This is a genomic window from Cellulomonas sp. IC4_254, assembly GCF_011603975.1.
Lineage (GTDB): Bacteria > Actinomycetota > Actinomycetes > Actinomycetales > Cellulomonadaceae > Cellulomonas.
In genome coordinates, this window is record NZ_JAANNB010000091.1 from 1 (window position 1) to 14417 (window position 14417).

A 14417-nucleotide genomic window follows, 5' to 3' on the forward strand; every position below is an offset into this window, starting at 1 on the left:
CGTAGATGTCTCATGGCAACCACCACCCGAAAGCGGCGATCAACCGACACACGAAACGACCCCCACCCGCTGGCGAGCGAGGATCAGTCAATTCGGCTGCTAAGAAAGCCACCCGACGGGGTCGGACGACTTCCGTATCAACCAAGACCCACCGACCGACCAGCCACCCCCGAATGAGGACGACCACCCGAGCCGATGAACCATCTTGGCATCAACTACTAGGCACACTGTTGAGTTCTCAAAGAACAGAGGCGCATCCCCCGCCCACCCTTCTCAGGGCGACCGGCCGGAGGCTCGGTTCCAATCTACCAAAGTTCCTGGCCCGCGTTTCGCGCCTTCCGGCGTTTCTTCGCGTTCCTGAACTCTACCAGAGCTTCGTTCCTGTCCGATCCGCTCTTTTCGAGCGGCTCCGACGTCCCGAAACCCTACCAGAGATTCTGGCGGTCGTTTCCGGTGAATCTCTTCACCGCTTTCGACTCCCAGAACACTACCAGGCTTTCCGGAGTGCTTTGTGCGTGATTCACACGACATTGCTCTCGGGAGATCCCGGTCCGGCACGACGAACCGGACGCAGCGAAGCGTCTGGATCACGGACCGGGGGGTGGCCGCCTGCGGGACCGGCCTTCGGGTCGAGCCTCGAAGTCCGTGCCTCCCGTCCGGGCAGCTCGGAGAACATTACGCGCGGACCCCGTCGTCGTCAACTCCCCTGCCCAGGGGCCCCGTGGCCGGCAGCGCGACGCCCCCGGGACCCGCGTGAGCGGGCGCCGGGGGCGTCGGGTCGGACGCGCGATCAGGCCGCGACGAGCGACCGGAGCACGTACTGCAGGATGCCGCCGTTGCGGTAGTAGTCCGACTCACCGGGGGTGTCGATCCGGACGACCGCGTCGAACGCGACGACCGAGCCGTCGCCCTTGGTGGCCGTCACGTGGACGGTCCGCGGGGTCGCGCCCTCGTTCAGCGCCGCGATGCCGGTGATGTCGAACGTCTCGGTGCCGTCCAGGCCGAGCGAGTCGGCCGACTCCCCCGCCGGGAACTGCAGCGGGAGGACGCCCATGCCGATGAGGTTGGACCGGTGGATCCGCTCGAACGACTCGGTGATGACGGCCTTGACGCCCAGGAGCGCGGTGCCCTTGGCCGCCCAGTCGCGGGACGAGCCCGAGCCGTACTCCTTGCCGCCCAGGATGACGAGCGGGACGCCGGCCTCGGCGTACGCCTGCGCGGCGTCGTAGATCGACGTCTGCTCGCCGGTCAGGTGGTTCACGGTGTACCCGCCCTCGACCCCCGGCACGAGCTGGTTGCGCAGCCGGATGTTCGCGAACGTGCCGCGGATCATCACCTCGTGGTTGCCGCGGCGGGACCCGTAGGAGTTGAAGTCCCGGCGCTCGACGCCGTGCTGGGCCAGGTACTGGCCAGCCGGGCTGTCCGCCTTGATCGACCCCGCGGGGCTGATGTGGTCGGTGGTGACGGAGTCGCCGAGCTTGGCGAGCACCCGCGCACCGGACACGTCGACCACGGGGGCCGGCTCGGCGGCCATGCCCTCGAAGTACGGGGGCTTGCGGACGTAGGTGGACTCGCCGTCCCAGGCGAAGGTGTCGCCCTCCGGGGTGTCCAGCGCGCGCCAGCGCTCGTCGCCCGCGAACACGTCGGCGTAGTCGGACTCGAACATCGAGCGGTCGATGCTCGCGTCGATGGTCGCCTGGACCTCCTCCGGGGTGGGCCAGATGTCCGCGAGGAACACCGGCTGCCCGTCGGTGCCGGTGCCGAGCGGCTGGTTCTCGAAGTCGAAGTCCATCGTCCCGGCGAGCGCGTACGCGATGACCAGCGGCGGGGACGCCAGGTAGTTCATCTTCACGTCCGGGTTGATGCGGCCCTCGAAGTTCCGGTTGCCGGAGAGCACGGAGACGACCGACAGGTCGTGCTCGTTGACGACCGCCGAGACCTCCTCGGGCAGCGGGCCCGAGTTGCCGATGCAGGTGGCGCAGCCGTAGCCGACCAGGTGGAAGCCGAGCTTCTCGAGGTAGGGCCAGAGGCCGGCCTTCTCGTAGTAGTTGGTCACGACCTGGGAGCCCGGCGCCATCGACGTCTTGACCCACGGCTGCGACGTCAGGCCCCGCTCGACGGCCTTCCGCGCGAGCAGCGCGGCGGCGAGCATCACGGAGGGGTTCGACGTGTTGGTGCACGAGGTGATCGACGCGATCACCACGGCGCCGTGGTCGAGCTCGGTGGTGGTGCCGTCGGCCAGCGTGACCGGCACGCGCTTGTGCGGGCGGCGCGCGACGTCGCCCTTCTCGACGTGGGCCGGCGCGTCCGAGGCGTCGGCGTGCTCGCCCGCGGCGATCGGGTCGGAGGCCGGGAAGGTCTCGTCGACCGACTCGTCCAGCCCGGTGAACACGGCGCGCTCGTCGTCGGACACGTAGTCGAGGATCGAGGTCGCGAACGACTCCTTGGCCTCGGACAGCTCGATGCGGTCCTGCGGGCGCTTCGGGCCGGCGATCGACGGGACGACCGTGCTCAGGTCGAGCTCGAGGTACTCGGAGTACGCGGGCTCGCGGGACGGGTCGTGCCAGAGGCCCTGCTCCTTGGCGTACGACTCGACGAGCGCGAGCTGCCGCTCGGAGCGGCCGGTCAGGCGCAGGTAGTCGAGCGTGACGTCGTCGATCGGGAAGATCGCGCAGGTGGAGCCGAACTCCGGCGACATGTTGCCGATGGTCGCGCGGTTCGCGAGCGGCACCTGGGCGACGCCCTCGCCGTAGAACTCGACGAACTTGCCGACGACGCCGTGCTGGCGCAGCTGCTGCGTGATGGTGAGCACGACGTCGGTCGCGGTCACGCCGGACGGGATCGAGCCGGTGAGCTTGAAGCCGACCACGCGCGGGATGAGCATGGAGACGGGCTGGCCGAGCATGGCCGCCTCGGCCTCGATGCCGCCGACGCCCCAGCCCAGCACGCCGAGCCCGTTGACCATCGTGGTGTGCGAGTCGGTGCCGACGCAGGTGTCGGGGTACGCGCGCAGCGCACCGTCCACCTCGCGGGTCATGATGCCGCGCGCCAGGTACTCGATGTTGACCTGGTGCACGATGCCGGTGCCCGGCGGGACGACCTTGAAGTCGTCGAACGCGGTCTGGCCCCAGCGCAGGAACTGGTAGCGCTCGTGGTTGCGCTGGTACTCGATCTCGACGTTGCGGCGGAACGCGTCCTCGCGGCCGAACACGTCGATCTGCACGGAGTGGTCGATGACCAGCTCGGCCGGCGCGAGCGGGTTGATGCGGGTCGGGTCGCCGCCCAGGTCGACCATCGCCTCGCGCATGGTGGCGAGGTCGACGACGCAGGGGACGCCGGTGAAGTCCTGCATGATCACGCGGGCGGGCGTGAACTGGATCTCGGTGTCCGGCTCGGCGGTCGGGTCCCACGCGGCGAGGGCGCGCACGTGGTCGGCGGTGATGTTCGCGCCGTCCTCGGTCCGCAGCAGGTTCTCGGCGAGCACCTTGAGGCTGTACGGCAGCTTCTCCGTCCCGGGGACCGCGTCCAGCCGGAAGATCTCGTAGGTGTCGTCCCCGACCTGCAGCCGGGCCTTCGACCCGAAGCTGTCGACGCTGCTCACTTCTGGCTCCTTCGTTGGCGAGTCCGGCCGCTGGGGGACGGCCGCGGTGCGCGGCGGGCGGCCCCCCGGGGCGTGGTACCCGGGATCACCCGCCGAAGTATCTTGATGTCGAGATACATCCTACCCCGACGCAGCCTGTCGCGTCGCGACGCCCGCGCGGCCCGGCGCGCCGACGCTGCGGACGCGCCGGGCCGCGCGGGCGCGGGCCGGTGCCGGGCGGCGGGGCGTCAGTCCCCGGCGACGCCCTCCGCGGCCCGGCGCTCGCGCTCGACGGCCTTCTGGTGCTGGCGGGGGTCGTAGTCCGGGGTGCCCTGCTTGTGCAGCTCGGCGGTCGCGCGGCGGCTGGCCTCGGCCACCCGGCGCGTCGCCTCGGCGGCGGACTCGCGGGCGTCACCCTCGTGCGGTGTCGTCATCGTCGGCTCCTTCCGGTGGGCGGGTGCCGCGGGCCGCGGCGCCCGGTCCCCACGCTAGGCCGACCGGCCGCGCCGCGCGAGGGCATCGACGCCCCGACCTGGGGCGATCCTGCTCCGCAGGCGGACGGGCCCCGTCAGCCGCGGTGCGGGTCCTCCTCGGGGCCGGCGTCGCCGGAGGCGCGCACGAGCATCCGCTCCCCGGGCCGGCCGAAGATGGACAGCACCTCCACGGGCCCGTCGCCGGTGGAGCCGAACCAGTGCGGCACCTGCGTGTCGAACTCCGCCGCCTCGCCGGTGCCCAGGACCAGGTCCCGTCCGCCGAGGACGAGCCGCATCCTGCCGGACAGGACGTAGAGCCACTCGAAGCCGTCGTGCGACCGCGGTGCCGGGTCGCGCTGGGTGGTGGGGATGACGATCTTCCACGCCTGGATGCCGCCGGGACGCGTCAGCGGCAGCACCGTCCGCCCGTTCACCCCGCGCGGCCGCAGCCGGATGCGCGGGTCGCCGACCTCCGGCGCACCCACCAGGTCGTCGAGCGGCACCCGGTACGTCTGCGCCAGCGGCAGCAGCAGCTCCAGGCCGGGCCGGCGCTGCCCCGTCTCCAGCCGCGACAGCGTGGACTTCGACATCCCCGCCGCCGCCGCGGCCTCCGTCAGCGTCAGGCCGCGCTGCTCCCGCACCCGCCGGAGCCGGCCGCCGACCAGGTCGAGCGCCGCCGCGATCCGGGGGTCCGCGCCGGGGCGCTCGCCCGGCGTCGCGCCGGCCGACCCGTCGACACCCGCGCCCCCGTGGTCGGGGTCGCGGCGGCCCGTGCGTGCGCTCATGCCCTGATCGAACCGCGCATTCCCGAGAACGGCAACGACCGTTGCCGATCGCCCGTGCGGCGCGCCACGCTCGTGGCACCAGCCGGACCCCCTCGAAGGAGCACCGCCGTGCACAGCAGCGCCGACGCCCAGACCGCCGCGACCGCCACCGCAGCCACCGCCACCGCCACCACCAGGCAGCCCGTCGGGCCGCCCACGCAGCACCAGCTCGCCGTGATGATCTGGCTCGCGGTGTTCCCGACGCTGACAGTGCTGAACCTGACCGTCGGTCCCTGGCTCGCCGGTCTGGGCGTCGTCCTGCGGACGCTGGTCCTGGCCACCGTGGCCGTCCCGGTCGTCATCTACGGCCTGATGCCGCACCTGCACCGGGTCCGCGTCCGGCTGCTCACGCGCCGCGCGTCCTGACTCCGAGGCCGCGGGGCGCCGAGCGGCCCGCGGCCTCAGCGCTCGAGGACCGCGACGGCCTCGACGTGGTGCGTCATCGGGAACAGGTCGTACCCGGTGACGTCGGACAGCGCGTAGCCCTCCTCCGCGAGGTACGCCACGTCCCGCGCGAGCGCCGCCGGGTCGCACGCGACGTACACGACGCGGCGCGGCGCCAGCCCGGCGACGGCCCGCACGACGTCCCGGCCGGCGCCGACGCGCGGCGGGTCCAGCACGACGGCGTCGACGCCGGCGCCCGCGGCCCCCGCGGCCAGCGCCCCCGCGACGTCCCCGCCGTGCAGCTCCACCTGCGGCCGGTCGTGCAGGTTGCGCCGCGCGTCGCGCACGGCCCGGGCGTCGCCCTCGACCGCGACCACCGACCCGGCATCGCCCACCGCGTCGGCCAGCGGCAGCGTGAACAGGCCCGCGCCGGAGTACAGGTCGAGCACGCGCGCCCCGTCGACGTCGCCGAGCGCGTCGAGCACGGCGCCGGTCAGCGTGGCGGGCGCCTCCCGGTGCACCTGCCAGAACCCCGCGGCGGCCACCCGGTAGGCCCACTCCCACTCCCCCACCCGCACCTGCTCGCGGACGGCGGACCGGGCGTTGGGCCGCGGGTCGACCTTGCCGCGCCGGAGGTCGAACGGCTGGTCGTCGACCAGCACGACGGGGGCGTCGCCGCCGGCCGGCGCGACCGCCTCGATCCGGGCACCCGGGGTCCATCGGCGCCCGAGCAGGTCGAGCCCGGCCAGCGCGTCGCTCATCAGCGGCATGGCGGTCACCGGCACGACGTCGTGCGACCGGAACCGGCGCATCCCGGCACGGCCCTCGCGGTCGGCGAGGAAGCCGACGCGGGTGCGCCAGCCGAGCCCGCCGCGCTCCTCGTCGCCGGGCAGCGCCCGCACGGGCACCTCGCGCTCGACGCGCGCGAGCCGCTGCAGCTGCTCGGCGAGCACGGCCGCCTTCCACGCGCGCTGCGCGTCGGGCCGGACGTGCGCGAGCTCGCCGCCGCCGACACCGCCCGGGCCGGCCTCGGGCCACGGGGACGCCACGCGGTCGGGCGAGGCGTCGAGCACCTCGACGGCGTCCGCGCGCCAGAACGTCGCCTTCGGCCCGGCGTCGGTCAGCCGCGCCACCACCCGCTCACCGGGCAGGGCGTGCCGGACGAACACGACGCGCCCGGGGCCGTCGTCGCCGGGCCCCCGCAGGCGGGCGACGCAGTGCCCGCCGTGCGCGACCGGCCCGACCTCGAGCTCGACCAGGTCCCCCGCCGCGGCCGCGGCACCGCGCGCCTCAGAGCCCACGGGAGATCGTCCTGCGCACGTGGTCCTCCATGCCGGTCTGCCCTTCGGTCGACGCGAGCTGCCACGGGACGGACGCCACGACGACGCCCGGGGTGAACAGCAGCCGCCCCTTGAGCCGCAGGGCGCTCTGGTTGTGCAGCAGCTGCTCCCACCAGTGGCCCACGACGTACTCGGGGATGTAGACGACCACCAGGTCCCGCGGGCTCTCCCGCCGGATCGAGCGGACGTAGGTGATGACGGGACGCGTGATCTCGCGGAACGGCGAGTCCAGGACGCGCAGCGGCACCGGGAGGTCCATCGCCTCCCACTGCGCGCGCAGCGCGGCCGCGTCCTCGGGGTCGACGCCGACGGTGACGGCCTCGATGGTCTGGGGGCGCGAGGCCCGTGCGTAGGCGATGGCCCGCATGGTCGGCCGGTGCAGGTGCGAGACGAGCACCAGCGCGTGCACCCGGCTCGGCAGCGCGCGGGCGGCGGCGGGGTCGGCGCCCAGGGCGAGCTCGGCCTTGACGGCGTCGTAGTGCCGGCGGATGCCCTGCATGCCGATGAACACGATGATCATCGCCAGGATCGCGATCCAGGCGCCGTGCGTGAACTTGGTGATCAGCACGATGACCAGCACCGTCGCGGTCATGCCGAAGCCGATCGCGTTGATCACCCGGGACCGGAGCATCTGCCGGCGGCGCTCGGGGTCGGGCTGCGTGCGCAGCTCGCGGGTCCAGTGCTTGATCATGCCGAGCTGCGACAGGGTGAACGACACGAAGACGCCGACGATGTACAGCTGGATCAGCCGGGTCACCTGGGCGTCGAACGCCAGGATCAGCGCGATCGCCCCGGCGGCCAGCGCGATGATGCCGTTGGAGAACGCGAGCCGGTCGCCGCGGGTGTGCAGCTGGCGCGGCAGGTAGCCGTCCTTGGCGAGGATCGACCCGAGCACCGGGAACCCGTTGAACGCGGTGTTCGCGGCCAGGATCAGGATGAGGCCGGTGACGACCGAGACCAGGTAGAACGCCGGCGGGAACGAGTGGAAGATCGTCTGCGCCAGCTGCCCGATGACCGGGTCCTGCACGTAGCCGTCGCCGACCGGCACCCCGTTGTCGAGGAGCTGCGTCGACGGGTCCTCGACGTAGTGCACGCCGGTGAGCCGGGCGAGCGTCAGGATCGACATGATGAGGAACACCGACAGCCCGCCCAGGAGCAGCAGGGTGGTCGCGGCGTTCTTCGACTTGGGCTTGCGGAACGACGGCACGCCGTTGCTGATCGCCTCGACGCCGGTGAGGGCGGCGGAGCCGGACGCGAACGCCCGCAGCACGAGGAACGCGCCGGCGGCGCCCATCAGCCCCTGGTCGAAGCCGTCGGCGGGGACGATGGTGAGCGCGCTGGACGCGGCCGGCTGCAGGTCGCCCGTCAGGTACTGCACGAAGCCGAAGATCGCCGTGCTGCCCACGGCCAGCATGTAGAGGTAGACCGGGATCGCGAACGCGTTGCCCGACTCCCGGACGCCGCGCAGGTTCGCCAGGGTGAGCAGCACGACGATGATCACCGCGAACAGCGCCTCGTGGCCGCGCAGCGCGGGGATCGCGGACGCGGCGTACTGCGCGCCGGAGGACACGGACACCGCGACCGTGAGCACGTAGTCGACCAGCAGCGCGCTGGCCACGGTGACGCCCGCCTTCGGCCCGAGGTTCACGGTGGCGACCTCGTAGTCGCCGCCGCCCGACGGGTACGCGTGCACGTTCTGCCGGTACGACGCGATGACGGTGATCATCACGACGACGACGGCGAGACCGACCCACGGCGAGATGACGGTGGCGCTCACGCCGGCGAGGGCGAGCGTCAGCAGCACCTCGTCGGGGGCGTAGGCGACGGACGACAGCGCGTCCGACGCGAAGATCGGCAGGGCGATCCGCTTCGGGAGGAGGGTGTGCCCCAGGTTCTCGCTGCGGACCGGTCGGCCCAGCAGCAAGCGTTTGGCGGCATCCGCGAGATCCGGCACGAGGGACCATGCTAGGTGCACCGGGACCGTTCCGGCACCGGACCCTCCCCGGGACCGCCGCACGCCGGGCGCGGGACCATCGACGTGCCCGGCGGTCCGCGCGGGGTATAGCGTTCCGCGTTGTGCACTTCGTCATCATGGGCTGCGGCCGCGCCGGCGCGACGCTCGCGCAGTCGCTGGAGGCCCACGGGCACTCCGTCGCGGTGATCGACCAGAACCCCGACTCGTTCCGCCGGCTCGACGCGGAGTTCGCCGGCAGCAAGGTCACCGGCCTCGGCTTCGACCGGGACACGCTCCGGCAGGCCGGCATCGACGACGCGTTCGGGTTCGCGGCCGTGTCCGACGGCGACAACTCGAACATCCTCGCCGCGCGCGTCGTGCGCGAGACGTTCGGCGTCGAGAACGTGGTGGCCCGGATCTACGACCCGCACCGCGCGGAGATCTACCAGCGCCTCGGCATCCCGACCGTCGCGACCGTGCGGTGGACCGCGGACCAGGTGCTCCGCCGGCTGCTGCCCATGGGGGCGACCAGCCAGTTCACCGACGCCTCGGGCAAGATCAGCCTGTCCGAGGTCGACGTGCACCCCGCCTGGGCCGGCCGGCCGCTGCGCCTGATCGAGGAGGCGACCGGGGCCCGCGTCGCGTACCTCACCCGCTACGGCGACGGGCTGCTGCCCGACGCGAACACCGTCCTCCAGGAGAGCGACATCGTGCACCTGCTGCTCCGGGCGGACGAGTCCGCCGACGTCGAGCGCATCCTCACCGTCGCCCCGGAGGTGCAGGCGTGAGGGTCGTCATCGCGGGTGCCGGCTCGGTCGGCCGCTCGATCGCGCGGGAGCTGCTCGCCAACGGGCACGAGGTCACCCTCATCGACCGCCAGCCCTCCGCCATGCGGGTCGCGCAGGTGGCCGACGCGGACTGGCTGCTCGCCGACGCGTGCGAGCTGCCGACGCTCACCCAGGCGCGGACCGACGAGTGCGACGTGGTCGTGGCCGCGACCGGCGACGACAAGGCCAACCTCGTCATCTCGCTGCTCGCCAAGACGGAGTACGGCGTCCCGCGCACGGTCGCGCGGGTGAACAACCCGAAGAACGAGTGGATGTTCGACGAGGCCTGGGGCGTCGACGTCGCGGTCTCCACGCCGCGCATCATGACGGCGATGATCGAGGAGGCCGTCTCCGTCGGCGACCTGGTGCGGATCTTCACGTTCCACCAGTCCGGCGCGGACATCCTCGAGCTCACGCTGCCGGAGGGCTCCCCGCTCGCCGGGTCGCTCGTCGGTCAGATCGACTGGCCGGCCGACACCGTGCTCGCGGCCATCGTGCGCGACGACCGCCCGTTCCAGCCGTCCGGGGACGACACCCTGGAGGGCGGCGACGAGCTGCTGTTCGTCACGGGGCGGGACGCGTCGGAGCAGGACCTGGCCGCGCTGCTGTCGAGCCGCGTACCAGGATCCAGCTCGCCCACAGCACCAGCGCCGTGAGCGGCACGCCCATCACGAGCTTCGCGGTACCGAGCCAGGCGACCTGACCCGCGAGGTACAGCGGGACCTGCACCGCGAGGCGCAGCGCGAACATCGCCGCCCACAACCAGGTGGCCCAGGTGTAGCGCCGCCGCAGCGCGGGGTCCCGGCGCCATGCCAACGCGCCCGCCCACGAGCCCTCGGCCTGCAGCGGCCCGTCCGCGCGGAACAGGCCGAGCACGAGCCCGACGAGCGGCCAGCCGACCAGCGCGGACAGCGCGAAGGGCACGAGGTACGCCGCGTTGACCAGCAGGCCCCACAGGTAGAAGTCCTGCGCGCGGCCGGTCTGGGCCGCGATGAGGGCGCCGATGCCGATGCCGACGGCGCCCGACAGCGCCTGCGTCACGGGCGTCCGCTGCGCCAGACGGGCCACGACGGCCACCGCGACCGCTGCGACCGCCGCGATGAGCGCCGGCCGCAGCTGCTGCCCGGACGCGATGAACACGACGACGAACAGCAGGCCCGGCAGCACCGACTCGACGATCCCGCGTACGCCGCCGACCGAGTCGAGGAACGAGAAGTCCTCCGCCTCGATCGCGCGCATCCCGCGCACGGGCACGGCGTCCTCGGGCGCGGCGGCGGGCGTCACGGGCGCGTCCGCGGCGGCGCGCGGGTCCGGCGTCACCGGCGGCTCGTGGCCGCCGGCCGGCGTCGGCTCACTCACCCGGCCGGGGACGCAGCTCGTAGCGGGGGTTGAACATGGACCGGCGGCCCTCGCGGGTGCACACCAGGCCCTCGACCTTGAGCCGGCGACCCGGCTCGATGCCGGCGATCTCCCGGCGGCCCAGCCACACGAGGACCAGGTTCCCGCTGCCGTCGTACAGGTCGGCCTCGAGCGCGGGGACGCCCTGGCGCGGCCGCAGCACGACCGAGCGGATCACGCCCGACACCTTGGCGCGGTGCCGGTCCGGGGTCTGGTCGACGGGCATGCAGCCCTTCGCCCGGACCGCGTCCTCGCGCTCCTCCGAGGCCTCGATCTCCTCCTGGGACGCGACGGCCCGGCGGAGGCCCTCGCGCAGCGACAGCGGCGACATGTCAGCGGATCTCCGTGATCTCCGGCCCGCGCTTCAGCGGGTCGAACGTGGGTGCGGCCGGGGTGGCCGTCTGGGGGGTCACGCCGGCGGCCTGGTCGGGCAGCGTGAGCGCGAGCAGGTCGCGCGGGGCGCGCGCCTCGGTGCCGCGCACGACGACCGTGCGGCGGAACAGGTCCTCGAGCGTGCCGGCGGCCTCCTCGTCGACCGCGGCGCGGCCGGTGATGACGCCGCGCAGGAACCAGCGGGGGCCGTCGACGCCGACGAACCGCGCGGGGCGGTGGCCGGTGCGGCCCTCGGGGGTGCGCACGGGCAGGCGGGCGAGCAGCTCGCGGCCGAAGGGTCCGGGCACGTCGTCGACGGCGCCGCCCTGCTTGCGCACGGACTCGCCGATCTCCTCGCGGATCTCGTCCCAGATGCCGTCGGTGCGCGGCGCGGCGAACGCCTGCATCTGCAGCGTGGAGCCGTCGATCGTCACGCCGACCGCCGTCACGGTGCCGGACTTCTTGTCGATCTCCATGCGCAGCTCCATGCCGTGCACGCCGGGCAGCCGCAGGGCGCCCAGATCGACCCGCGGGCCGGCGGGGACGTCCTCGCCGGAGTCCCAGGGACCGGCGGACCGGTCGACCACGGCCGGGGCCGGGTGCTCCGGGGTCGCGTCCTGCACCGCGGGTCCGTCGTGCGCGGCGGCCGCGGTGCCCGCCTGGTCGGCGGCCCCCTCGGCTGCGTCGACGCCGGCCGCGGTCTCGTCCTGGGCGGTGCGGTCCTTCGCACCGCGCCGGAATAGCGCCACCCTCAGTCCCCTCTCCGGGTCGCCCGCGTCGCGGGCGCGTTCGTCTCCACGATAGTCCGCACGGGACGGACCACCTAGCGGGCCGCCTGCGTGTCCGCCGTGGGCGCACCGGACGCCCCGTCCTGGGCGCCGGCGGCCGCGCCGGACGCGCGCCACCCGCCGCTCGAGCCGAACCCGCCGGTCCCCCGCACCGAGTCCGGCAGCTCGTCCGCCCCGACGAACAGCGCCCGCTCGACCCGCTGGATCACCAGCTGGGCCACGCGGTCGCCCCGGTGCAGCACCACGGGCTCGCGCGCGTCGGTGTTGAGCAGCGTCACGGCGATCTCGCCGCGGTAGCCCGCGTCGACGGTGCCCGGGGCGTTGACGATCGTGAGGCCGTGCCGCGCGGCCAGGCCGGAGCGCGGGTGCACGAACGCGGCGTAGCCCTCGGGCAGCGCGATCGAGATGCCGGTCGGCACGGTGACCCGCTCGCCCGGCTCGAGCGTCGCGTCGACCCGGGTGACCAGGTCGGCGCCCGCGTCGCCCGGGTGCGCGTACGACGGGACCGGCACGCCCTCGTCGAGGCGGCGCAGCAGGATGGTCAGGGTCTCGGTGGCCGCGGGGGCGGGCGCGTCGTCCGTCACGGGCCCCGACCCTACCCGTCGCAGGTGGGATGCTGGGGCCGTGCAGACGACGACCGCCCCCGCCTTCGCCGAGCGCCTCTGGCCCTCCCCCGCCGGCTGGGTCGCCGTGCCGGCCCTGGCCGCGATGCTCGGCGTCGTGCTGCTGCCGCTGTCCCCGGTCGCCGCCGCCGTCGGCGCCGTCCTGGCCCTGGTCGCGGCGGGGCTGGCCGCGGCGCGGCTCGCCACGCGGGTCCGGGTCGAGGGCGGCGAGCTGCACGCGGGCGACGCGCACGTGCCGGTCGGGCTGCTGCGGGCGCCGCGCGCGCTGGACGCGGACGCCACGCGGCACGAGCTCGGCCCCGGCCTCGACGCGCGCGCGCACGTGTGCCTGCGCGGCTGGGTGGGGACCGCGGTGCGGGTCGAGCTGGACGACCCGGCCGACCCGACGCCGTACTGGGTGGTCTCGACCCGGCGCCCCGCCGACCTGGTGGCGGCGCTCGGCGGCGCGGGCGCCGACGGGGACGGCTCGCCGGCCGCGTGACCCCCGGGGACGACGACGCCGGCCGGACCTCGCGGGTCCGGCCGGCGTCGTGACGGCTGGGTGGGGCGCGCGCGCCTGCCCGTCAGGCGGGCAGCGCGCCCGGTCGGCAGCTCAGGCCGCGCACTCCGAGCAGACGGGCATGCCGTCCTTCTCGTAGGCGAGCTGGCTGCGGTGGTGGACCAGGAAGCACTTCGAGCAGGTGAACTCGTCGGCCTGGCGCGGCAGCACCCGGACCGAGAGCTCCTCGCCCGACAGGTCCGCGCCCGGGAGCTCGAACCCCTCGGCCGCTTCGGTCTCGTCCTCGTCCACCACGCCCGAGTTCTTGTCGGAGCGCCGGGCCTGGAGCTCCTGCAGCGAGTCCTCGCTGAGGTCCTCCTCGGTCTTGCGCGGGGCGTCGTAGTCGGTTGCCATGTGGTGTGGTCACGCTCCGTCAGGTGGTCGGGATCGGCGTACGCGGGATCAAGCGAACGGGGGTCGCCGTTTGTTCCCGGTCAGGCGCCCCGGATTGTGCCTCATTTCGCGGCGCGGCGCACGCCCGGGTCAGTCGTCCGCGTCGGCACCCAGCTCGGCGAGCAGCGTGGCCAGCTCGTGGACCGTCGCCGCGGGGCCGACCACCGACATCTCGACCCCCGCGGGGCGGCCGCGCAGGCCGCTGACCTGCGCACCTGCCTCGATCGCGATGATCTGGCCGGCCGCGAGGTCCCACGGGTTCAGGCCGCGCTCGTAGTGCGCGTCGAGCGACCCCTCCGCCACCCGGCACAGGTCCAGGGCGGCGGAGCCGATGCGCCGGACGTCCCGCACCCGCGGCAGCAGCGCGGCGAGCACCCGGCCCTGCGCCCGGCGGCGCTCCTCGAGGTAGCCGAACCCGGTGCCGACCAGCGACGTGGCCAGCGGGCGGGCCGGGTTCGCCTCGATGCGCCGGCCGTCGCGGAACGCGCCCTGGCCGCGGCCGGCGGTGTACGTCCGGCCGTCGGCGACCGCGTGCACGCAGCCGGCCACGGGGGTCCACCGCGCCGGGTCGGGGTCGCCGGCGACCAGGCCGACCGACACCGCGAACGCCGGGACGCCGTAGAGGTAGTTGACCGTGCCGTCGATCGGGTCGAGCACCCAGGTGAGCCCGCTGGTGCCGGGCTCGAGGCCGTGCTCCTCGCCGAGGACGCCGTCCTGCGGCCGGTGCTCGGCGAGCAGCGCGCGCAGGTGCGTCTCGGAGGCGAGGTCCATCGCGGTGACCGGGTCGACGTCGCTGGACTTGGTCGCGGCGACCTGGACCCGCTCGGGGCTCGTGGTGCGGATCAGGTCGCCCGCGGAGCGCGCGAGGCGCTCGGCGAGCTCGGTGAGGGCGCGGACCTCGGCGGGGTCCGGCAGGGGGGCGG

15 protein-coding genes are annotated in these 14417 nt (G+C 74.2%); 4 read left to right on the forward strand and 11 right to left on the reverse strand.

The features are described 5' to 3' along the window. Positions 1-790: 790 nt before the first annotated feature. From G6556_RS10520 to G6556_RS10530, 3 genes are all read right to left on the reverse strand, one after another. The gene (locus G6556_RS10520) at positions 791-3601 is read right to left on the reverse strand and encodes an aconitate hydratase (protein ID WP_166941079.1); all 2811 of its coding nucleotides are present in this window, start codon (positions 3599-3601) and stop codon (positions 791-793) included. Between the two features lie 227 nt (positions 3602-3828). Beyond that, positions 3829-4014 (reverse strand): translation initiation factor 2, encoded by a 186-nt coding sequence (locus G6556_RS10525; RefSeq protein ID WP_166941081.1) that lies wholly within the window; start codon positions 4012-4014, stop codon positions 3829-3831. Positions 4015-4148: 134 nt separating this feature from the next. Continuing rightward, positions 4149-4838: an XRE family transcriptional regulator gene (locus G6556_RS10530; protein WP_166941083.1), complete on the reverse strand. Its 690-nt coding sequence runs from the start codon at positions 4836-4838 to the stop codon at positions 4149-4151. A 108-nt stretch (positions 4839-4946) separates the two neighbouring features. Between G6556_RS10530 and G6556_RS19165 the strand changes: the two genes are divergently transcribed. Further along, complete coding sequence (locus G6556_RS19165) at positions 4947-5243, forward strand: hypothetical protein (protein WP_205693301.1); 297 nt, start codon at positions 4947-4949, stop codon at positions 5241-5243. A gap of 35 nt (positions 5244-5278) precedes the next feature. Here G6556_RS19165 and G6556_RS10540 read toward each other — a convergent pair whose 3' ends face one another. Together G6556_RS10540 and G6556_RS10545 are read right to left on the reverse strand one after the other, a co-directional pair. After that, positions 5279-6562 (reverse strand): TRAM domain-containing protein, encoded by a 1284-nt coding sequence (locus G6556_RS10540; RefSeq protein ID WP_166941085.1) that lies wholly within the window; start codon positions 6560-6562, stop codon positions 5279-5281. Next, positions 6552-8555, reverse strand: coding sequence for an APC family permease (locus tag G6556_RS10545; RefSeq protein WP_166941087.1), 2004 nt, complete (start codon positions 8553-8555; stop codon positions 6552-6554). The genes G6556_RS10540 and G6556_RS10545 overlap by 11 nt, the downstream gene beginning before the upstream one ends. Before the next feature lie 137 nt (positions 8556-8692). Here G6556_RS10545 and G6556_RS10550 point away from each other — a divergent pair, with 137 nt between their 5' ends. Then, positions 8693-9343 (forward strand): TrkA family potassium uptake protein, encoded by a 651-nt coding sequence (locus G6556_RS10550; protein WP_166941096.1) that lies wholly within the window; start codon positions 8693-8695, stop codon positions 9341-9343. Beyond that, positions 9340-10038, forward strand: a complete 699-nt coding sequence (locus G6556_RS10555) for a TrkA family potassium uptake protein (RefSeq protein WP_166941089.1) — start codon at positions 9340-9342, stop codon at positions 10036-10038. The genes G6556_RS10550 and G6556_RS10555 overlap by 4 nt, the downstream gene beginning before the upstream one ends. Here the strand turns inward: G6556_RS10555 and G6556_RS10560 are convergent. The 4 genes from G6556_RS10560 to dut form a co-directional block, all read right to left on the reverse strand. Then, the gene (locus tag G6556_RS10560; RefSeq protein ID WP_346774832.1) at positions 9947-10741 is read right to left on the reverse strand and encodes a DUF3159 domain-containing protein; all 795 of its coding nucleotides are present in this window, start codon (positions 10739-10741) and stop codon (positions 9947-9949) included. The two genes, G6556_RS10555 and G6556_RS10560, sit on opposite strands and share 92 nt — an antisense overlap. Further along, a complete protein-coding gene (locus G6556_RS10565; protein WP_166941100.1) occupies positions 10734-11102 on the reverse strand; it encodes an OB-fold nucleic acid binding domain-containing protein in 369 nt (122 codons plus the stop codon). The genes G6556_RS10560 and G6556_RS10565 overlap by 8 nt, the downstream gene beginning before the upstream one ends. Before the next feature lie 10 nt (positions 11103-11112). Continuing rightward, positions 11113-11775 (reverse strand): DUF3710 domain-containing protein, encoded by a 663-nt coding sequence (locus G6556_RS10570; protein ID WP_166941102.1) that lies wholly within the window; start codon positions 11773-11775, stop codon positions 11113-11115. 200 nt (positions 11776-11975) lie between these two features. After that, entirely contained in the window at positions 11976-12524 is a 549-nt protein-coding gene (gene dut / locus G6556_RS10575; RefSeq protein ID WP_346774833.1) for a dUTP diphosphatase, read from the reverse strand. 40 nt (positions 12525-12564) lie between these two features. Here dut and G6556_RS10580 point away from each other — a divergent pair, with 40 nt between their 5' ends. Beyond that, positions 12565-13044 (forward strand): DUF3093 domain-containing protein, encoded by a 480-nt coding sequence (locus tag G6556_RS10580; protein WP_346774834.1) that lies wholly within the window; start codon positions 12565-12567, stop codon positions 13042-13044. Positions 13045-13155: 111 nt separating this feature from the next. On the opposite strand, the gene G6556_RS10585 is transcribed toward G6556_RS10580, so the two are convergent. After that, the gene (locus G6556_RS10585; RefSeq protein ID WP_146835284.1) at positions 13156-13455 is read right to left on the reverse strand and encodes a DUF4193 domain-containing protein; all 300 of its coding nucleotides are present in this window, start codon (positions 13453-13455) and stop codon (positions 13156-13158) included. A gap of 129 nt (positions 13456-13584) precedes the next feature. Further along, positions 13585-14409 (reverse strand): inositol monophosphatase family protein, encoded by an 825-nt coding sequence (locus G6556_RS10590; RefSeq protein ID WP_166941106.1) that lies wholly within the window; start codon positions 14407-14409, stop codon positions 13585-13587. Positions 14410-14417 lie beyond the last annotated feature (8 nt).